At 65.9% G+C, this 19,443-nt stretch carries 19 protein-coding genes; 13 read left to right on the forward strand and 6 right to left on the reverse strand.

Features of this window, described 5'->3' with window-relative positions; all coding sequences use genetic code 11:
- Window position 1 precedes the first annotated feature (1 nt).
- From ACK4S9_RS05990 to ACK4S9_RS06020, 7 genes are all read left to right on the forward strand, one after another.
- Window positions 2–280 carry a hypothetical protein gene (locus tag ACK4S9_RS05990; protein ID WP_409722838.1) on the forward strand — a complete coding sequence of 93 codons (279 nt, stop codon included), beginning with the start codon at window positions 2–4 and terminating at the stop codon, window positions 278–280.
- A gap of 47 nt (window positions 281–327) precedes the next feature.
- A complete protein-coding gene (locus ACK4S9_RS05995) occupies window positions 328–1,500 on the forward strand; it encodes a CpaE family protein (protein WP_409722841.1) in 1,173 nt (390 codons plus the stop codon).
- A gap of 32 nt (window positions 1,501–1,532) precedes the next feature.
- Window positions 1,533–2,879: a CpaF family protein gene (locus ACK4S9_RS06000; protein ID WP_409722843.1), complete on the forward strand. Its 1,347-nt coding sequence runs from the start codon at window positions 1,533–1,535 to the stop codon at window positions 2,877–2,879.
- Between the two features lie 9 nt (window positions 2,880–2,888).
- Window positions 2,889–3,866, forward strand: a complete 978-nt coding sequence (locus ACK4S9_RS06005) for a type II secretion system F family protein (RefSeq protein ID WP_409722845.1) — start codon at window positions 2,889–2,891, stop codon at window positions 3,864–3,866.
- Window positions 3,867–3,896: 30 nt separating this feature from the next.
- A complete protein-coding gene (locus tag ACK4S9_RS06010) occupies window positions 3,897–4,838 on the forward strand; it encodes a type II secretion system F family protein (RefSeq protein ID WP_409722848.1) in 942 nt (313 codons plus the stop codon).
- 17 nt (window positions 4,839–4,855) lie between these two features.
- The gene (locus ACK4S9_RS06015; protein ID WP_409722850.1) at window positions 4,856–5,965 is read left to right on the forward strand and encodes a tetratricopeptide repeat protein; all 1,110 of its coding nucleotides are present in this window, start codon (window positions 4,856–4,858) and stop codon (window positions 5,963–5,965) included.
- A gap of 92 nt (window positions 5,966–6,057) precedes the next feature.
- Entirely contained in the window at window positions 6,058–6,384 is a 327-nt protein-coding gene (locus ACK4S9_RS06020; RefSeq protein WP_409722853.1) for a BON domain-containing protein, read from the forward strand.
- 15 nt (window positions 6,385–6,399) lie between these two features.
- On the opposite strand, the gene ACK4S9_RS06025 is transcribed toward ACK4S9_RS06020, so the two are convergent.
- From ACK4S9_RS06025 to ACK4S9_RS06035, 3 genes are all read right to left on the reverse strand, one after another.
- Window positions 6,400–7,167 carry a GIN domain-containing protein gene (locus tag ACK4S9_RS06025; protein ID WP_409722856.1) on the reverse strand — a complete coding sequence of 256 codons (768 nt, stop codon included), beginning with the start codon at window positions 7,165–7,167 and terminating at the stop codon, window positions 6,400–6,402.
- Window positions 7,168–7,318: 151 nt separating this feature from the next.
- Window positions 7,319–8,134: a family 16 glycosylhydrolase gene (locus tag ACK4S9_RS06030; RefSeq protein WP_409722859.1), complete on the reverse strand. Its 816-nt coding sequence runs from the start codon at window positions 8,132–8,134 to the stop codon at window positions 7,319–7,321.
- A gap of 16 nt (window positions 8,135–8,150) precedes the next feature.
- Complete coding sequence (locus tag ACK4S9_RS06035; RefSeq protein ID WP_409722862.1) at window positions 8,151–9,050, reverse strand: polysaccharide deacetylase family protein; 900 nt, start codon at window positions 9,048–9,050, stop codon at window positions 8,151–8,153.
- Between the two features lie 532 nt (window positions 9,051–9,582).
- Between ACK4S9_RS06035 and ACK4S9_RS06040 the strand changes: the two genes are divergently transcribed.
- From ACK4S9_RS06040 to ACK4S9_RS06060, 5 genes are all read left to right on the forward strand, one after another.
- A complete protein-coding gene (locus tag ACK4S9_RS06040) occupies window positions 9,583–12,570 on the forward strand; it encodes a TonB-dependent receptor (protein ID WP_409722865.1) in 2,988 nt (995 codons plus the stop codon).
- A gap of 101 nt (window positions 12,571–12,671) precedes the next feature.
- Complete coding sequence (locus ACK4S9_RS06045; protein WP_409722868.1) at window positions 12,672–14,261, forward strand: tryptophan halogenase family protein; 1,590 nt, start codon at window positions 12,672–12,674, stop codon at window positions 14,259–14,261.
- 29 nt (window positions 14,262–14,290) lie between these two features.
- Window positions 14,291–15,001 (forward strand): SapC family protein, encoded by a 711-nt coding sequence (locus ACK4S9_RS06050; RefSeq protein ID WP_409722870.1) that lies wholly within the window; start codon window positions 14,291–14,293, stop codon window positions 14,999–15,001.
- Entirely contained in the window at window positions 14,976–15,998 is a 1,023-nt protein-coding gene (locus ACK4S9_RS06055; protein ID WP_409722872.1) for a cupin-like domain-containing protein, read from the forward strand. The genes ACK4S9_RS06050 and ACK4S9_RS06055 overlap by 26 nt, the downstream gene beginning before the upstream one ends.
- Before the next feature lie 10 nt (window positions 15,999–16,008).
- Window positions 16,009–17,514: a tryptophan halogenase family protein gene (locus tag ACK4S9_RS06060; RefSeq protein ID WP_409722875.1), complete on the forward strand. Its 1,506-nt coding sequence runs from the start codon at window positions 16,009–16,011 to the stop codon at window positions 17,512–17,514.
- A 10-nt stretch (window positions 17,515–17,524) separates the two neighbouring features.
- On the opposite strand, the gene ACK4S9_RS06065 is transcribed toward ACK4S9_RS06060, so the two are convergent.
- Genes ACK4S9_RS06065 through sugE form a run of 3 tightly spaced genes read right to left on the reverse strand, consistent with a single transcriptional unit; the run spans window position 17,525 to window position 18,399 of the window.
- On the reverse strand, window positions 17,525–17,698 hold the full coding sequence (locus ACK4S9_RS06065) for a hypothetical protein (protein ID WP_409722878.1): 174 nt from the start codon (window positions 17,696–17,698) through the stop codon (window positions 17,525–17,527).
- Window positions 17,699–17,711: 13 nt separating this feature from the next.
- On the reverse strand, window positions 17,712–18,071 hold the full coding sequence (locus ACK4S9_RS06070) for an NADH-quinone oxidoreductase subunit A (protein ID WP_409722880.1): 360 nt from the start codon (window positions 18,069–18,071) through the stop codon (window positions 17,712–17,714).
- Between the two features lie 10 nt (window positions 18,072–18,081).
- Window positions 18,082–18,399: a quaternary ammonium compound efflux SMR transporter SugE gene (gene sugE, locus ACK4S9_RS06075; RefSeq protein ID WP_409722883.1), complete on the reverse strand. Its 318-nt coding sequence runs from the start codon at window positions 18,397–18,399 to the stop codon at window positions 18,082–18,084.
- A 102-nt stretch (window positions 18,400–18,501) separates the two neighbouring features.
- On the opposite strand from sugE, the gene ACK4S9_RS06080 reads away from it, so the two are divergent.
- Entirely contained in the window at window positions 18,502–19,431 is a 930-nt protein-coding gene (locus ACK4S9_RS06080; RefSeq protein WP_409722886.1) for a LysR family transcriptional regulator, read from the forward strand.
- Window positions 19,432–19,443: the final 12 nt, after the last annotated feature.

Here is a 19,443-nt window from a genome sequence, read left to right on the forward strand (position 1 = left end):
CGTGAAGACCAAGATTCACTTCCTGCTACCAGGCTTGCTGGCCACCTGCCTGCAGGGCTGCATGCACACGACACCACATTGGGACAGGCAGTTCGGTCAAGCCACGCGCGCCAACCTGGCAGCCCAGGTGCTCGATCCGGCGGCGTCGGCCAACCGCAATCCAGTCGTTGGGGTGGACGGCCGCGCGGCCAGGGGCGCGCACGAGCGCTACCAGCGCAGCTTTGCCCAGCCAGAACCGGCACCCGCGCCGATCTTCTTCAGCACTGGCGGCGCTCGATGAGCGCCTGCCACCCACTTTGACCCGATGCGCCAGCAACGAGGCCCGCCATGAAAGCGCTACTTATCAGCCGCGACAGCCAGCTCTATGCGGAGATCGCCTCCCAGGGGGCGGCACGCGTGCCGCCGCTGAACCTCGGTGCCGTCCGCGCCAGCCTGCGCGAGGCACTCGACCGGCCCGAAGCCGACAGTCCCCAACTGGTCATCATCGACGTCACCGAGACCGAACCCTCGGAAGCCCCCCTGCTCGAACGCCTCGGCCGCCAGTATCCCGAAGCCCACCTGATGCTGCTGACCGACCAGCACCATCCGGACCTCCTGATCCACGCCATGCGTGCCGGCGTGCGCGAAGTGCTGCAGCTGCCGCTGGTGCATCGCGCCTTCCACGAGTCGATGGACCGCATTTCGGCCGCGGCCGGGGTGTCGGGCCTGCGCGACGGGAAGATCCTCGCCTTCATCGCCTGCAAGGGCGGTAGCGGCGCCACCTTCATCTCGACCAATTTCGGCTACGCGCTCGCCACCCTGGCCGCCAAGAAGGTGCTGCTGATCGACCTGCACGGCCAGTTCGGCGACGCCGCGCTGTACGTGTCCGACCAGAAGCCGACCATGACACTATCCGACGTCTGCGCCCAGATCGCGCGCGTGGACGGGCCCTTTCTCGAGTCCTGCGTCGTCCATGTGACGCCGGGCTTCGGCGTGCTGGCCGCGGCCGACGACGCTGCCTATGCGAAGGAAGCCAAGCCGGAACACATCGATACCATCCTGCGCGTGGCGCGCCAGCACTACGACTATGTGCTACTGGACGTCGGCCGCCAGATCGATGCGGTGTCGCTGCGCGTCCTGGACGTTACCGACACGATTTATCCCGTGCTGCAGCTGGCGCTGCCCGACATTCGGGATGCGCGCCGCCTGCTCGACATCTTCCGCTCGCTCGGCTACGTGCTGGACCACATCCGCCTGATCGTCAACCGCTACGAAAAGGGCGGCAAGCTGCGCCTGCAGGACCTGCATGCGGCACTCGGCTGCGAAGTGGTGCATACCTTCCCCAATGACTACGTCGCCGTCACCGACTCCGTCAACCAGGGCGTACCGGTGCTGCAGCTGTCGCGCTCGAGCGCGGCGGCGCGCAGCCTGGCCGACATGGTCGAACTGGTGACGGCGCGCCGCATCCCGGAGAGCAGGGGGCTGCTCGAGCGCCTGTTCGGCCGCGGCGAAGATGAGTGATCAAAACGAAACAGAACGCCACGGAGCCATCCATGTCCCTACGTGAACGCCTTGCGAGTACCGCCCAGGAGCGCCAGCCCGGCGTGGTCCCGCCAGAAGTCGCCAACCAGGCTTACCAGGAGCTCAAGAAGCAGATGCACCAGATGATCCTGGACCGCATCGACCTCGAGCGCCTCAAGCGCCTCACCGCCGAGCAGTTCAAGCACGAGCTGGCTTTGCTGATCCAGCGCATCATCGAGGAGGAGCGCATCGTGCTGAACCAGCACGAGCGCCACCACCTGGTGCTCGACATCCAGCACGAGATGCTCGGCTTCGGTCCGCTCGAGCCGCTGCTGAACGATCCGAGCGTCTCCGACATCCTGGTCAATACCGCCAGCAAGGTGTATGTCGAGCGTCGCGGCAAGCTCGAACTCACCGACATCAGCTTCCACGACAATGCGCACCTGATCAAGATCATCGAGAAGATCGTCTCGCGCGTGGGCCGGCGGGTCGACGAATCGAGCCCGATGGTCGACGCGCGCCTGCCGGACGGCTCGCGTGTCAATGCGATCATCCCGCCGCTGGCGGTCGACGGTCCGCTGCTCTCGATCCGTCGCTTCGGCTCCTCGCCGCTGACGGTGCAGAACCTGCTCGACTATAAAAGCCTGACGCCGCCCATAATCCGGGTGCTGGAAAGCCTGGGGGCGGCCAAGGTGAACATCCTGATCTCGGGCGGCACCGGCAGCGGCAAGACCACCTTGCTGAACCTGATTTCCGGCTTCATTCCGGCCACGGAGCGGGTGCTGACGATCGAGGACGCGGCCGAGCTGCAGCTGCGCCAGCCGCACGTGGTGCGCCTGGAGACCCGTCCGCCAAATATCGAAGGCAAGGGCGAGGTGACCCAGCGCGCGCTGGTGCGCAACGCGTTGCGGATGCGGCCCGACCGCATCATCCTGGGCGAGGTGCGCGGCGCGGAGGCGCTCGACATGCTGCAGGCGATGAACACCGGCCATGAGGGCTCGCTCGCGACGATCCACTCGAATACTCCACGCGATGCGCTGTCGCGGCTGGAAAACATGGTCAGCATGGCAGGCGTCAACCTGACCGCGCGTGCGATCCGCCAGCAGATCGTCTCTGCGGTGACGGTGGTGGTGCAGGCGTCGCGGCTGACTGACGGCACCCGCAAGGTGATCAGCCTGCAAGAAATCACCGGCATGGAAGGGGACGTCATTTCGATGCAGGAAATCTTCCGCTTCGAGCAGAGCGGCGTCGACGCCGACGGCAAGGTGAAAGGGCGCTTCAGCGCCACCGGGGTCCGCCCGCGCTTCGCCGACCGCCTGAAGATGTTTGGCGTGCCGGTGCCGGAAGACACCTTCGATCCCGACCGGATCTTCGACTGAGGAGGCAGCATGGACGCGCTGTTCTACGCATTCGTGGTGTTCCTGTTCGCGGCCACGGTCCTCGCGATCGAGGGCGCCTACCTGTGGTGGATGGGCACGCACGGTGCGGCGGCGCGCCGCATCGCGCGCCGGCTGCAGGTCATGTCCGGCTCGTCCGGGCGCAGCGGCGAGCGGATCTCGATCCTCAAGCAGCGGCCCTACAGTCGCAATGTCGCCTTGGACCGGATCCTGCACCGCGTCCCGCTGGCGCACCGGATCGATGCCCTGCTGGTACAGTCAGGCACCGGCAACACGGTCGGACAGTTCCTGGCCTGGTCGCTCGGCTGCATGGCCGCCGCAGGCCTGGTGTCGCTCGCGTGGCCCCTGCCGGCCGCGCTCCGCATCGTGATGGCCCTGTTCGGGCTGTGCGTGCCTTGGGTCTTGCTGCGGCGTGCGCGCCAGCGGCGCCTGATCCGCATCGAGCAGCAGCTGCCCGATGCCGCCGACTTCATCGGGCGCGCCTTGCGCGCCGGGCACTCGTTCACCAACGTCCTCCAGATCGTCGGCAATGAGCTGGCGGAACCGCTCAGCGGCGAGTTCCGCATTGTCCGCGAGGAGATCAACTATGGCGTGCCCATGAACGAGGCGCTGCACGGCATGGCGGCGCGCATTCCGCTGACCGACCTGCGCTACCTGATCATCGCAGTGCTGATCCAGCGCGAATCAGGCGGCAACCTGGCCGAGATCCTGGGGAACATCAGCCAGATCATCCGTGCCCGCTTGAAACTGGTCGCGCATGTGCGCGTGCTGTCGGCGGAAGGACGGATGTCGTCGGTGATCCTGACCTTGTTGCCGTTCGCCGTGCTGGGCACGATGCAGATCATGAGCCCCAAGTATGCCAGCGTGCTCTGGAGCGACCCGAGAGGGATGCGCATGATCTGGTTCGGCCTCGGCCTGATGCTGATCGGCATTATCTGGATGCGCAAGATCATCCGCATCCGCATTTGAGACCGGCCTACGCTCCATCTAGAGGTGACCATGACATCCTCCCAGCTGATCTTCCTGCTCATCGTCCTGTGGGTCGTCTGCGGCCTCGTCTGGCTCGGCCTGGCCCTGTTCGCACCGCTGGCCCTGCGCGAACGCCTGCGCCACTTCCTCGGCAATGCGGAGCAGAGCCAACTGGACGCCGCGAATGGCTGGGTCGAGCGCGTCGCCAACGCGGCCAAGCCACTGAGCAAGCTGTCGATCCCCGACGAAGGCTGGGAAAAATCCAGCCTGCGCACGCGTTTCATGAATGCCGGCTGGCGCAATCCGTCCGCCCCGGCGCTGTATTTTGCGTCGAAGACCGCGCTGGCGCTGTTGCTGCCTGCGCTGGCCGCGCCGGTTGTCGTCTTCTACGGCAATGCATTGGCCGGCTGGCGCCTGATGGCCTTGCTGCTGAGCGCAGCAGCGCTCGGCTACTACCTGCCGAACATGATCCTCGAGCGCATCGTGAAACGGCGCCGCCGCGAGATTTTCGAAACCATCCCGGACGCGATCGACCTGATGACCGTTTGCGTCGAAGCTGGCCTGAGCCTGGAGCGGGCCGTGGTCAAGGTAGCGGGCGAAATCCACATCAAGAGCCCGGTGCTGGCGCAGGAGCTGCAGCTCGTCCTGATGGAAATGCGCGCAGGCTTCAGCAAGGAAAAGGCACTCCGCAATTTCGCGCTGCGTTCGGGCGTCGAGGACGTCGATACCCTGGTGGCCATGCTGATCCAGTCCGAGCGCTTCGGCACCAGCGTCGGCGAGTCGCTGCGCGTGCAGTCCGACAGCCTGCGCCACAAGCGCAGGGTAATGGCCGAGGAGTGCGCCGCCCGCATCGGACTGAAGCTGTTGTTCCCGCTGATCTTCTGCATATTCCCGATGCTGCTGATGGTGCTGCTCGGACCGGCCGTGATCCAGATTTCCGGGACCCTGGGCAAACTGACCGTTTCGCAATGAACACGAAGGAGTCCGATATGCCAAGCCTCACCCTGTTCGCACGCCTGGCGCTGCTGTGTGCCGGCGCCACCCTGGCGGCATGCGCGCCCATCGGCGGGCGGCCAGCCTTGAACCTGACGGCTGCGGCCGCCGCCGACGCCTACCTCGCCGGCCGCAACCATCATCTCGCGCGCCGCTACGACGAAGCGCGCGCCGCCTACCAGGCTGCGCTGCAAGCTGTTCCCGGTCACGTGGATGCCCGCAACGGGCTGGCCACGCTGTACGCGGAACAGCGCGAATTCGCCACCGCGATCGCGCTGTGGCGCGCATTGACCGAATCACTGACGCTGTCGTCCGGTCCCGGCAAGGCCTACCTGTTCAGCAACCTCGGCCATGCCTACTTCCTGAACGGGGAGTACGACCAAGCCCTGGTCTCGCTCGAGAAGGCCTGCCTGCTCGATCCGCTCAATCACCGTGCCTGGCAGCTGCTGGGCGACACCCTGCGCAAGCTGGGCCAGGAGGAGCGCGCGCAGCAGATGCTGAGCCAGGCCGAGGCCTTGCGCAACCATGACGTGCGCGCCGACTATGCCGCTGCCAGCAGCCGGCCCCAGGTCGCGGCGATCGACCGCGCACTCAAGGCGCCAGCGCGCGAGGAAGGAGGGTGGAGCCAGGTGCAGCTGCATGTCGGTACGGACGGCATGATGGAACTGCGGCGCGGCCCGATCCCGGCAAGCCCGTCTGCTCCGGCACGACCGTCGGAACCGGCGCCGGCGCCAATCATGCCGGGACGGGACGCGCCGGTCCTCGCGCTCGTCGAGCTGCGTAATGGAAATGGCGTGTCGGGCATGGCGCGCTCGCTGGCACGCCAGGTCGGCACCGACGGGCTGAAAGTGGCGCGCCTGTCGAACCACAAAGGCTTCGGCGTGCGCCAGACCCGCATCGAATATGAAGCGCCCCACCGCGCGGCGGCCGAACGTCTGGCCGGCCGTTTCGGCGGCGCGCAGTTGCAGGAGGTGGCCAGCTGTGCCCCGGCCAACCTGCGTGTGGTGCTCGGGCGCGATGTCGCCCGGCGCGGTTTCGTCCTGCGACCGGCAGCCCCCGCCGGCGATACGTCAGCGCCGGTACTGGCGTTGAACAAACCTGACTGAAAAAAGGTCCGTTTGCACGTTTGGCCGGCATCAAGCGTCGACCGATGGCTCCCGAGAGAATGGGCTGGTCTGCCTTCTCTCGGGAGCCTTCCATGAACCTTTCCTACCGCATTCATCTGATCCTGCTCGGCCTGCTGCTGGCAATCCTCAGTGCCTGCGCCCCTTCCGGTACGCAGCGCGGCACCGGTGAATACATCGACGATGCCGCCATCACCACCCGGGTCAAGACGGCTTTGGTCACCGATCCGCAGGTCAAGGCAACCGAGGTCCAGGTCGAAACCTACAAGGGAACGGTACAGCTCAGCGGCTTCGTCGATTCGGCCGAGAACGTCGCGCGGGCGGCACAACTGGCCCGCGAGGTGCCCGGCGTGAAAGAGGTGCGCAACAGCATGGTGGTCAGGCAGCGGCTCAACCAGTAGAGCTTACCCTGAGGCTTATTTCCAGCTGACCTTGCCCATGCCGTTGGTGTTGGCATTGCGCGTGGCCGGGTTGCCATAAACGGTGGCCGATCCCATGCCGCTCAGGTCGATCTCGGCCGCACGCGTCGCATGCACCGTCGCGCCGCCGAGGCCGCTCATGTCGAGGTCGACCGACTCGGCGCGCAGTCCCTGGGCTTCGAGGCTGCCGACACCGGCCAGCTTGGCGCGCAGCAGCTTGCTCTCGCCATTGACGCTGATGCGGCCGGCGCCACGCAGGCTGAGGTCGACGCGCTCGGCGCGCACGCCGTTCAGGGCGAGTCCGCCGACGCCGCCCAGGCGCGCATCGATATTGCGATAATTGCTGTTCATGGTGACCGATCCGGCGCCGTCGAGGGCGACCTGGATGGCATGGCCCGAGAAGCCAGTAACGGTCGATGCGCCCACGCCCTGCGAGGTGAACTCGGCGAGGTTCGGCACCGTCAGTTCGGCGCGCAGCTTCTCGCTCATGTCGCCACGGCGGGTATTGAAGGATTCGGTACCGATTTCCAGCGTGTCGCCGCGCTGGGCAGTGGTGATCCGCTGGACGAAGCGGCGGTCGCCCGAGACGACGAGGGAGGGCGTAGTGCCCTGGCGCAGGACGAGGTCGACGACGCCACCCAGTTTCACCTTGGTGACCTTGGCGTCGACGCTGCGGTTTTCACGCACGACGTCGTCGGCGACGACGGGGCTGGCGACCAGTGCGAGCGTGGCGGCGACGGCGGCGGCACTCAACAGTTTTTTCATGCTTGTTCTCCGGTAGGTTGTCGATGGAGGCACTATAGGCCGCTGTCCTGCCGCACCCGAGCCGATTGCGATGAACTGCGCAATCCACGGTCTGGAGCGTAAAAAAGCGGGCATGGCGCGCCATGCAGCGAGGCAGCTTCCGGATCGGTGCTCATGCTCCCGGCGTGGCGCGCCGGTAGACGCGCACATAATCCACCAGCATCCGCTGGGGCAGGACCGTGCTGCTGTCCGGATTGCCGGGCCAGGCACCGCCCACGGCCAGGTTCAGGAGCACGAAGAAGGGATGCTCGAATACCCAGTCACCCTTGACCAGGCTTGGCCGTGCCGTATGGTAGTGGATGCCGTCGCGATACCAGCGGATCTCGCCGCGTTCCCACTCGACCGCGAACACGTGGAAATCGTCCGCGAAGATGCCGCTCGCCAGGGTCGAGCGGCTGGTAAAAGCCTTGTCGCCTGAATAACCGGGACCGTGCAGCGTGCCGTGCACGTTCGACGGCTGCTTGCCGATGATCTCCATGATGTCGATCTCGCCGCTGCGCGGCCAGCCGACCTGCTTGATGTCCGCGCCCAGCATCCAGAAGGCCGGCCAGATGCCCTGGCCCTTCGGCACCTTGATGCGCGCCTCGAAACGGCCATGCATCTGTTCCATCAGGCCGGCGGTCTTGATGCGCGCCGAGGTGTAATCGTTGCCGCCATGGCGTTCCCGGCGCGCCTCGATGACGAGCATGCCATTCTCCACCCGGACGTTCTCCGGCCGGTCGGTGTAGTGTTGCAGCTCCTGGTTGCCCCAGCCGTGGCCACCGGTCTCCGCCACCCATTTCGTGCGGTCGAGCTGGCTGCCGTCGAATTCGTCGCTCCATGCCAGTGTCCAGCCGGCCGGCGCGTCTGCGGAGGTGGAGGCGCAGCCGGCGGCGGCCAGCGCAAGCAGCGTGGACAGGGTGAGGGCGAGAAGGCGGATCGGTTTCATGGGTCTCCTTGTGGCCTCAGGGCGCCGCCGGGGTGCGGGCCTGCTGCTGCCTGACGTGTTGCATGATGTTGAGGAAGGTATCGGTCCAGACTACCCGGCGATTGTCCGCGAGGAAGCGCAGCAGCTCCCGGTGGGCCTGCGCGGACACGCTGAGGTAGTCGCCCCCGATGCCGTGGAAGGTGAAGTTGACCATGGTCCCGCGCGCCATCGCCTGCTTGACGATGGCGATCAGCTCCGCGCCGCTGCTGCCGACGGGTGTCGCCACCGGCACCGCGAGCGGATCGAGCGTCTGCATCGCATCGATGACGCCGCTCCCGCCCGTGACCTTGATCGCGACGAAGCTGGCGCGCACCGCAGGCAGGTAGTCGCGGCCGCCGGCCAAGGTATCGCCGCAGGGCAGCGTGAGGGTGCGCTCCTGGCGTGCGTCGATCGCCGTCAGCATGGTGTTGGCCAGCAGGATCTGGTCACGCATCTGCTCCACGCTGGTGGTATCGAGGTCGCGGTGCGGCTCGACCCAGTGGCGCCCCGGTTTGCTGCGCGCGCACTGGTGGAACAAGCTGTGGTTGCCGAGTTCGTGCCCGCGCCGGGCGGCCGCGCGCCATTCCTCCATGCGCCGCGCCACCGCCGGATTCGACAGGGTCAGGTAAAAGCTGCCTTTCAGGCCATGCCGGTCGAGGGCGGGCAGGGCCTGGTCGAGCTGGGAATCGAGAGCATCGTCGTAGGCGAGGCTGACGGCGGCGCGCGCGCCGTGCGGCCAGGCGAACGACGTAGCGGCTTCGGCCGCCGCGGCGGCCGGCATGCCGGCATGCAATCCCGCGGCCAGGGCGAGCACACGCCCGAGCCATGTCCCGGCTGCCTTGAGACGTCCCGGCACCGCGCTTCCGGCAGTCCTGCCCGGATCTTGACCTCGCTTCATGTTCACCCCGTTCTTCAGCCACATATTGGAAACGTTACCAGAATGTCAAGGTGAATATAGCATTGGCGATTTTTGGATGTCAATCGCACAGCAGCGGCATGGTAGGCAGGGGCGCAGCGCAAGCTTCCCTCTCACGTCTGCCCAATGTTGCAAATCAGCCGCACTCCTGTTTATACCTACGCGGAATATTCCGTTGACAATTATTTTTGCCAAGCCTAATATTCAAACAAGGTATATGGAAACGTTTCCATGTACCGGGTGGAGAGTTGAAGCGCGATGCGAGCCTGAGCGATGAAGGATGAACGAGCGCAGCGCGCACCGCCTTGGCCCATGCCTGGCAGCGAGGACATCGGCACCGCGGCGGAGAGGTACCGGCGATAGGGACGACAGCAGGGACGACAGCAGCATCGCCGGCAGCGCACAGCCTGGATTCAGCCGGCACAGGTAGTGGAGACACCGTTGGATTGGGTGACGGTCATTTTAAAAAAAACAGGAGAGCACCATGTATTACCCCAAGGCTAAGCAGACATTGATGAGCCTGGCAGTAGCCAGCGCATGCGCGGCATTCATCCCGGCGCATGCCCAGGAAGTCGCCTCGACCCCAGGCGCCGCCGCCACCACCGACCCGGCAGCCCTGACCCCGCAGGAAGCCAGCACCCCATCCTCACCGGCCGGCGTCCAGACCGTCGTCGTGACCGGCCTGCGCGCCAGCCTCGAATCCTCGATGGCCCTCAAACGCAATGCGCAGGGCTTCGTCGACGGCATCGTCGCCGAAGACATCGGCAAGTTCCCGGATACCAACCTGGCCGAATCGCTGCAGCGCATCAGCGGCGTGTCGATCGACCGCAGCATCGGCGAAGGCTCGAAGGTCACCGTGCGCGGCGTCGGCCCCGACTTCAACCTGGTGCTGCTCAACGGCCGCCAGATGCCGACCTCGAACCTGGGCGACCGCCCGGGCCGCGCCTATGACTTCGCCAACATCGCCTCGGAAGCGATCTCGCAGCTGCAGGTCTACAAGTCGGCGCGCGCCGAGACCCCGACCGGCGGCATCGGCGCCACCATCAACGTGCTGACCGCGCGTCCGCTGGCGCGCCCGGGCCTGCAGGCCAGCATCGGCGTCAAGGGCGTGCATGACCGCTCGGCCGAGAACCTGCCGGAAGACGTCAAGCGCGGCGGCAAGGTGACCCCCGAAGTGTCTGGCATCTACAGCAACACCTCGGCCGACGGCCGCTTCGGCATCGGCCTGTCGGCCAGCTACCAGGAGCGCAACCTGGGCTACAACGTGGCCTCCGTCGGCAATGGCTGGAAGGGCCCCTTCCGCGGCGACGAGAACAACTGGGGCACGATTCCCCAGCCAGGCACCGATGGTTCGGAACGCATCACCAATCGTCCCGACCCGAGCGACCTGTACCAGGTTCCGCAGAACATGAACTACGCCATGAGCGGCATCCAGCGCCAGCGCACCAACGGCCAACTGGTGTTCCAGTTCGCGCCGAGCAAGGCCCTGACGACCACCCTCGACTACACCTATTCGGAAAACAAGATCCAGACCCGCCGCCAGGACGTGTCGGCCTGGTTCAACTTCGGCCCGTCCAGCAGCACCTGGACCGATGGCCCGGTGGCCGCCCCGTTGGTGTACACCGAGCTGATCCCGACCAACAACAGCGACATCGCGATGGGCGGCGCCGACTTCGCCACCAGGACCCAGAACAAGTCGCTCGGCTTCAATGCCGCATGGCGCGTCAACAGCGACCTGCGTTTCGAGCTCGACGCCCACAAGTCGACCGCCGAATCGAAGCCGGACAGCCCCTGGGGTTCGTCCAACACCCTGGGCACCTCGAGCTTCAGCCGCGGCGACACCAGCGTCGACTTCTCGCAGGACCTGCCGGTGCTGAGCATCAAGGGCGCCGATTTCGCACGCGCGCCGCAGCAGGTCACCGGCTCGGTGTTCGAGAACGGCTACGTGAAGAGCGAAGTCAAGCAGGTCCAGACCCACGGCAGCTGGAAGATGCTGGAAGCCTCCGAACTGAAGTTCGGCCTGGGCCATACCGACGTCAACAACCGCTCGGCCTTCTCGGTGCAGCAGCGCGACACCTGGGGCGGCGCCACCGTGGCGTCGGACTACCCGGCCAGCTACTTCCGGCCGGAGAGCCTGCGCCAGTACTTCGACAACATCGACGGCCACGACAACCCGAACCTGTTCAACACCTTCTACACCTTCGATTTCGGCCAGCTGCGCGAGCTGGCCGCCAGGGTGACGGGCCTGCCCGAGCTGTACCGGCCGAAGACCGTCTACGACACCGACCAGCGCACCCGCGAGAAGTCGAAGAGCCTGTACCTGCAGTTCAACACCGACTGGGACTTCGCCATGCCGGTGCACACCTCGGTTGGCGTGCGCTACGAGAAGACCGACGTCACCTCGACCGCGCTGGTGCCGATCGCGACCCAGATCAGCTGGGTCTCGCAGAACGAATTCCCGGTGAGCTTCGGCGCACCGAACTTCACCACCCTGACCGGCAAGTACAAGCACGTGCTGCCGAGCTTCGACGCCGACATCGACCTGCGTTCGGACATGAAGGGCCGCTTCAGCTACGGCGAAACCATCGGCCGCGCACGCTACGACCAGCTCACCGGCGGCCAGGTGCTCGACACCCTGGCCCGTGTCGAGGGCGGCACCGGGCGCCAGGGCAACCCGGGCCTGCTGCCGGTCAAGTCGAAGAACATCGACCTGGCCTGGGAGTGGTACTACAACAAGTCGAGCTTCGTCTCGCTCGGCCACTTCCGCAAGCGCCTGGAGAACTACGCCGGCCAGTCGCAGGTCGTGGCGCAACCCTTCAACCTGCGCACCCCGGTCGGCGGCGCCTACTGGAATGCGGCGCTGGCGAACGGCTGCTCGAACGCGGACACCACCTGCATCCGCAACTACATCTTCCGCAACTTCGCCGGCCAGCCGGGCGTGACGCGCGGTGCGGATGACGCCTCGGGCAACGCCACCGGCACCATCGTCGGCCAGCCGAACGACCCGGTCGCCAACTTCAAGATCACCAGCTACTCGAACCAGAAGGAAGCGCGCCTGCGCGGCCTCGAACTGAACGTGCAGCACATGTTCGGCAGCTCCGGCTTCGGCATCCAGGCGAACTACACCAAGGTGGATTCGGGCCTGCAGTACGACAACTCGAGCATCGGCGAGCAGTTCGCGCTGGTCGGCCTGAGCGACTCGGCCAACCTGGTGGGCATCTTCGAGAACGACAAGTGGAACGTGCGCGCGGCCTACAACTGGCGCGACAAGTTCCTGTCCTCGACCTTCGACGGCGCCGGTCCGAACCCGAACTACGTCGAGGCCTACGGCCAGCTCGACCTGAGCATCGGCTACAACGTCAGCAAGAACATCAGCCTCCAGTTCGAGGGCATCAACCTGACCGACGAGATCCGCCGCGTGCACGGCCGTAACGAACGCCAGGCGCTGTACGTGGAGCAGTCCGGTCCGCGCTACATGCTCTCGGCCCGCTACAAGTTCTAAAGACGGAAATGGAAAAACAGCGGACCCTGGCCTCTGCCATGGTCCGCTGCGTTCATTTTCGGGTTAGACTTGCCCGGAATTAGTTTTTATTAAAAACAAATATGGCGAGCACCACCATCAGGCATGTCGTCATCGTGGGCGGAGGCTCGGCCGGCTGGCTGAGCGCCGCCGTCCTCGCATCGGGCTTCCAGGCGCTGGAAAACGGTGGCCTGCGCGTGACGCTGATCGAATCGCCCGACGTGCCGACCATCGGCGTCGGCGAAGGCACCTGGCCGACCATGCGCGACACGCTGCGCGCCGCCGGCTTGTCCGAATCCGCTTTCTTCCGCGAATGCGACGCCGCTTTCAAGCAGGGCTCGCGCTTCAACCGCTGGGTCGACGGCGGCGACCACGATTACTACTTCCACCCCTTCGTGCTGCCCCAGGGCTGGGGCGAGGCCGACATGGCCGGCCGCTGGCTGGAACGCCACACCGACATTCCCTTCGCCGACCTGGTGACTTACCAGCCGCACCTGTGCGTGCACGGGCGCGCGCCCAAGCAGGCCGCCACGCCCGAATTCGCGGCGGTGGCCAACTACGGCTACCATTTAGATGCCGGCAAGTTCGGCCTGTTCCTCAAGAAGCATTGCCTGGAAAAGCTCGGCGTGCACTACGTGCCAGACCACGTAACAGGCATCCGCTCGCACGAGTTTGGCGAAAGGAGCGGCGACATCGCCGCCCTGCATACGAAAGCCCACGGCGAGCTGGCCGGCGACCTGTTCGTCGACTGCACCGGCATGCAGTCGCTGCTGCTCGGGAAACACTACGGCGTGCCCTTCATCCCGCAGCGTGGCGTCCTGTTCAACGACAGTGCGCTCGCCGTGCAGGTGCCCTATCTACGCGAAGACGATCCGATCGCCTCGCAGACCACGTCCACCGCCCAGGAAGCCGGCTGGATCTGGGACATCGGCCTGCCGACCCGGCGCGGCATCGGCCACGTGTACTCCAGCGCGCACACCGACGACGAAGCGGCCGAACGCGCGCTGCGCGCCTACATCCGCGCCACCGGCGGCCCCGAAGACATCCCCACGCCGCGCAAGCTCAGTTTCGAGCCCGGCTACCGCGAACGCTTCTGGCACCGCAACTGCCTCGCCATCGGTTTGTCCGCCGGCTTCATCGAGCCGCTGGAAGCCTCGGCGTTGGCCATGGTCGAATTATCGAGCGCGATGCTGCTCGACGAGATGCCGGCCACGCGCGAACAGATGGACCTGTGCGCCCGGCGCTTCAACGAGACCTTCACCTACCGCTGGGAGCGGGTGATCGACTTCCTGAAGCTGCACTATGTCCTGAGCCGCCGCGACGGCGCGCTCGACCCGAACGGCTACTGGCGGGACAACCGGAGCAAGGAGACCATCCCGCAGCGCGTCGCCGACCTGCTGGCGCTGTGGCGCCACCGTCCGCCTTCGCGCTACGACTTCAACCGCATCCAGGAAGTCTTCCCGGCGGCGAGCTACCAGTACGTTTTGTACGGCATGGGTTTCAAGCCCGAACCCGGCCCGGCCCGGCGCGAGCGCGTCGGGGAGGGCAATGGCGCCATGGCCGACGGCTTCCTGCGCCAGGCGGCCGACCTGACGCGCCGCATGCTGCCGGCGCTGCCGGACAACCGCACGCTCATCGCGCACATCGTGCGCCATGGCTTGCCCATCAAATGACCAGACAACGATAACCAGAGACGACCACCATGGCCAAGCCAGTACTGCTGAATAACATCGACCACAAGGACCTGCGCGTCAATACCCGCCACGGCCGCGGGCTGGACGACAGCCACGCCTACGTGCAGACCTTCGCCGCCGAGTTCCGCCTCCTGCAGGCCCATTACCCGATCATCTTCCGCAAGCAGAGCGAAGCCCATCCCTACGAGCCGGTCGCCCTGTTCGGCTTCGAAACCGACGAGAACCTGTTCCTGGAAGAAGACCGCTGGGACGCGCCCACCCTGCCGCTGCTGGTGGAGCGCCTGCCTTTCCTGATCGGCCGCGAGGGCGACGAGCTGATGATCCACATCGACGTCGACAGCCCGCGCGTCGGCACCGCCGAGGGAGAACCGATCTTCCTGCCGCACGGCGGCATGAGCCCCTACCTCGAGCACGTCAACTCGATGCTGCTGACCATCCATGAAGGCATGGGGTCCAACGCGGCCTTCATCGACGCATTGGAAAAGCACGAGCTGCTCGAAGGCTTCTCGCTCGACATCACCCTCGACGACGGTTCGCAGAACCGCCTGGCCGGCTTCTACACCATCAATGAAGAGCGCCTGGCCGCGCTGGACGCCGCGGCGCTCGACAGCCTGCACAAGGCCGGCTGGCTGTCCGCCATCTACTTCCAGATCGCGTCGCTGTCGAATTTCCGCGCGCTGATCGACCGCAAGAATGCCCGCCGTGCTGCCCGCGCCTGAACCGATCCGGGAACTCAGCGGCCTGACGCCGCGCGACCTCGGCCCCGGCATTCTCGAGTCCACCGAACCGATCGTGCTGCGCGGCCTGGTGGCAGGGTGGCCGATGGTCCAGGCCGCGCGCGCCTCCAGCGCCGCCGCCGACGCCTACCTGCGCCGTTTCTATCGCGACGCCACCGTCAACGCGATGCTCGGCCCACCGGAGATCGAAGGCCGCTTCTTCTACAACGAGGCGATGGACGGCTTCAACTTCGCCCCGGTGCGCGTGCGCCTCGACAAGGTGCTGGCCGAACTGGAGCGCTACCGCGGTGTCGAACATCCACCGGCGATCTACGTCGGTTCGACCACCGTCGACACCTGCCTGCCGGGCTTCCACGACGAGAACCGCATCGACCTGGGCGGACGCGACGCGCTCGGGTCGATCTGGATCGGCAACCGCACCCGCATCGCCGCCCACTACGACCTGCCGGACAACCTGGCCTGCGTGGCGGCCGGCCGGCGCCGCTTCACCCTGTTCCCGCCGTCGCAGGTCGAGAACCTGTACATCGGCCCGCTCGACCTGACGCCGGCCGGCCAGGCCATCAGCCTGGTCGATTTCCTGCAACCCGACCTGGCGCGCTTCCCGCGCTTCGCAGGCGCCATGGAACATGCGCTGGCGGCGGACCTGGCGCCGGGCGACGCGCTGTTCATCCCCAGCATGTGGTGGCACCACATCCAGGCGCTGGAAGACTTCAACGTGCTGGTGAATTACTGGTGGCGCCAGTCCCCGGATTACATGGACACGCCGATGAACGCGATGATGCATGCCCTGATGAGCGTGCGTGACCTGCCGCTCGAGCAGCGCAAGGCCTGGGCTGGATTGTTCCGCCACTACGTGTTCGAAGCCGATGACGAGACCGCGGCCCATATTCCGCCGCACGCGCGCCGCGCGCTCGCGCCGATGGATGCCGACAGCGTGCGCGGCATCCGCGCCCAACTACTGAAAAGAATGAACCGCTGAGGAGACAAGGATGGAAAACGGATCGAATGGCATGGGCAAGCCCATACGCCGCGTCGTCATCGCCGGCGGCGGCACCGCCGGCTGGATGGCGGCCGCCTGCATCTCGAAGGTGCTGGGCAAGCGCCTCGACATCAAGCTGGTCGAGTCCGACGAAATCGGCACCGTGGGCGTGGGCGAGGCCACCATCCCGACCCTGCTGAACTTCCACAACCTTCTCGAGATCAACGAGCAGGAGTTCATGGCCGAGACCAAGGCCACGTTCAAGCTCGGCATCAGTTTCGAAAACTGGCGCAACGTAAACGAGGACTACATCCACTCGTTCGGCCTGACCGGCACCGACCACTGGACGGCCGGCTTCCAGCACTTCTGGCACAAGGGCCGCGAGCGCGGCCTGGCCGGCGACTACGGCGACTACTGCCTGGAGCTGCGCGCCTCGCAGGAGAACAAGTTCGCCCACCTGCCGCGCAACGGCATGAACTACGCCTACCACCTGGATGCGAGCGCCTATGCGCGCTACCTGCGCAAGTTCAGCGAGCGCTTCGGGGTGCAGCGCATCGAAGGCAAGATCGTCGACGTCAGCACCAGCGCATTGAGCGGACAGGTGCGCTCGATCACGCTCGATTCGGGCGTGGATATCGAGGGCGACCTGTTCATCGACTGCACGGGCTTTCGCGCGCTGCTGATCGGGCAGGCGATGGGCGTCGGCTACGAGAACTGGTCGCATTGGCTGTTCAACGACAGCGCCGCCGCGCTGCAAACCAGCTCGGTACGCGGCGCGATCCCGCTCACGCGCTCGATCGCGCATCCCTTCGGCTGGCAATGGCGCATCCCGCTGCAGCACCGCGTCGGCAACGGCATCGTGTTCTCGAGCCGCTACGTGGAAGAGGGCGCGGCTATTCAAACGCTGCTGGGGAACATCGAAGGCGAAGCCTTGATGAAGCCGCGCGTCATCAGGTTCACGCCGGGCCAGCGCCGCGAGATCTGGAAGAACAACGTGGTCGCGGTCGGCCTGTCGAGCGGCTTCCTGGAGCCGATCGAATCGACCAGCATCCACCTGATCCAGCGCAGCATCATCCGCCTGATGCAGATGTTCCCGACCAGCGGCATCGTGCCAAGCGACGTCGCCGAATTCAACCGCCAGGCCTGGGAAGAGGTGGAGAAGATCCGCGACTTCATCATCCTGCACTACAAGGTCAACAACCGGATCGACGCGCCCTACTGGAAGGACGCGCGCGACATGGAAGTGCCGGCCTCGCTCCAGCACCGCATCGACCTGTTCCGCGAAACCGGGCGCGTGTTCCGCATCGCGAACGAGCTGTTCGCCGAGAACTCGTGGGTCCAGGTGATGCTGGGGCAGGGCATCATGCCCTATCGCCACCACCAGTCGGCCGACCTGATGGGAGACGAGGAGTTGACGCACTTCCTCGGTTCGATCAAGGGCCAGATCGACCGTACCGTGGCCGGCCTGCCCTCGCACCAGGCCTATGTGGAGCGTTACTGCTCGGCGCCGAAGTAGGGTGGGAGGCCTACCAGCCGTGCTGCAGCACGTGCAGCCAGGTGCCGGCGCTGACCGCCAGGGCGATGCCGGCCATGCCCCCGAGGACGCGCGCTTCGCGCCGGTTGCGCGACCTGAACTCGCGCCATGCAAGCCAGGCAAGGCCTAGTCCGATCAGGCCGTTCGCGACGAGCATGGCGTTCATGCCCTGCGCAGCCTCAGTCCCATTCCATCGCGCCTTTCTTCCATTCGTAGGCGAAACCCACCGTCAGCAGGCCCAGGAAGACCATGACGGCCCAGAACCCGGCGCTTCCGAGCTCCATCAGGGCTGCGGCCCAGGGGAACAGGAACACCACCTCCAGGTCGAACACGATGAACAGGATCGCGATCAGGTAGTAACGCACGTCGAACTTCATCCGTGCATCGCTGAAGGCTTCGAAGCCGCATTCGTAGGCGGACAGCTTTTGCGCGTCCGGCCGGTGCGGCCCGAGCGTGCGGCCCAGCAGTTGGGGCACGACGCCCACGCCGATGCCGATGAGGATGAAAAGCAGGACGGGCAAGTATTCAGAAATATCCATGATCGTTCATTCAGTTAGAAACTATCTTCAGGCCGACGATGCCGGCGCCAATCATCGCGATGCACAGCAGCCGTGCCGGCGAGGCCGATTCGCCCAGCAGCACGATGCCGATGATCGCGGTGCCGATCGCACCGATGCCGGTCCATACCGCATAAGCCGTGCCGACCGGCAGGGTCTTCAGTGCGTGCGCCAGCAGGCCAAAGCTGACCGCCATGGCCAGCAGCGTGCCGACCGTCGGCCACAAGCGGGTAAAACCTTCCGTGTACTTGAGGCCAATCGCCCAGCCGATCTCGAACAGGCCCGCAACGACGAGAATCGCCCATACCATGATAGTTTCTTTCGCAAAAAAGTGAAGGGTTAACGGGACCGCGCGCAGTCTATATCTTTAAACAAGATGGAAAAAGTCAGAAGCTATCAGTAAAATTGAAAGATGGCTTTCGATCTCGACAATCTGCGCGTTTTTCTAGCGGCAGTAGACCACGGTTCCTTCTCCGCCGCCGCGCGCGTGTTGGGGCGCGTGCCTTCCGCCATCAGCATGGCAATTGCCAACTTGGAAGCGGAGCTCGACCTGCAGCTGTTCGACCGCAGCGGCCGCGAGCCGCGTCCCACCACGCATGCCGCCGTGCTGCTGCCGCAGGCGCGCCTGCTGGTGGAACAGTTGCGGCGCCTGAACGGCCATGCGCTGGCGCTGAACCAGGGGCTGGAGACCTCGTTGACGATCGCCCTGGTGCCGGAACTGCTGGCGGCGGCGCCGTGGAGCGAAGCGCTGCGCCTGCTGGCGCTCGACTATCCGCTGCTGAAGGTCGAAGTGCTCACAGCGCCGCAGGCCGACGCGCTGGCCATGCTGCAGAGCGGGCGCGCCGACCTTGCCCTGGTCTACGAGCGCTACGGGCGCAAAGCGGACGAGGCGTTCGAAGAGGTGGCCGAGGAAAGGCTGGTGGCCGTGGTCGCGCCCGGCCATCCCCTGTGCGAACGCATGGGCCGGGAAGCGATCCGCGACGAAGACCTGCTGGCCGAGCGCCAGGTCTTGATCGCGGGACGCGATACCGAGTACGTCGACAAGCGCATCGCCATCGCGCGCCTGCAGTGGCGAACCGACAACCCGGCCGCGGCGCTGGCGCTGGTGAAGGCGGGACTGGGCTGGGCATGGCTGCCCTCCGGCCTGGTGCGCGAATTCCTGGAGCAGGGCGAGCTGGTCGAGATTCCGACCGCGAACTTCACCAACGTGCTGCGCTTTTTCGTGGACGTCATCTGGAACAACGAGCGAGCGCCGGGCCTGGCGGCGCAGCGCTTCATCGCCCTGATGGAAGCGCTGCGCCAGGACGAAAAAAATGCCCGCTCACGGAGCGGGCATGGGTAGGGACGTGCCGGA

Source organism: Massilia sp. (genome assembly GCF_046293535.1).
Classification (GTDB): Bacteria; Pseudomonadota; Gammaproteobacteria; order Burkholderiales; family Burkholderiaceae_D; genus Telluria.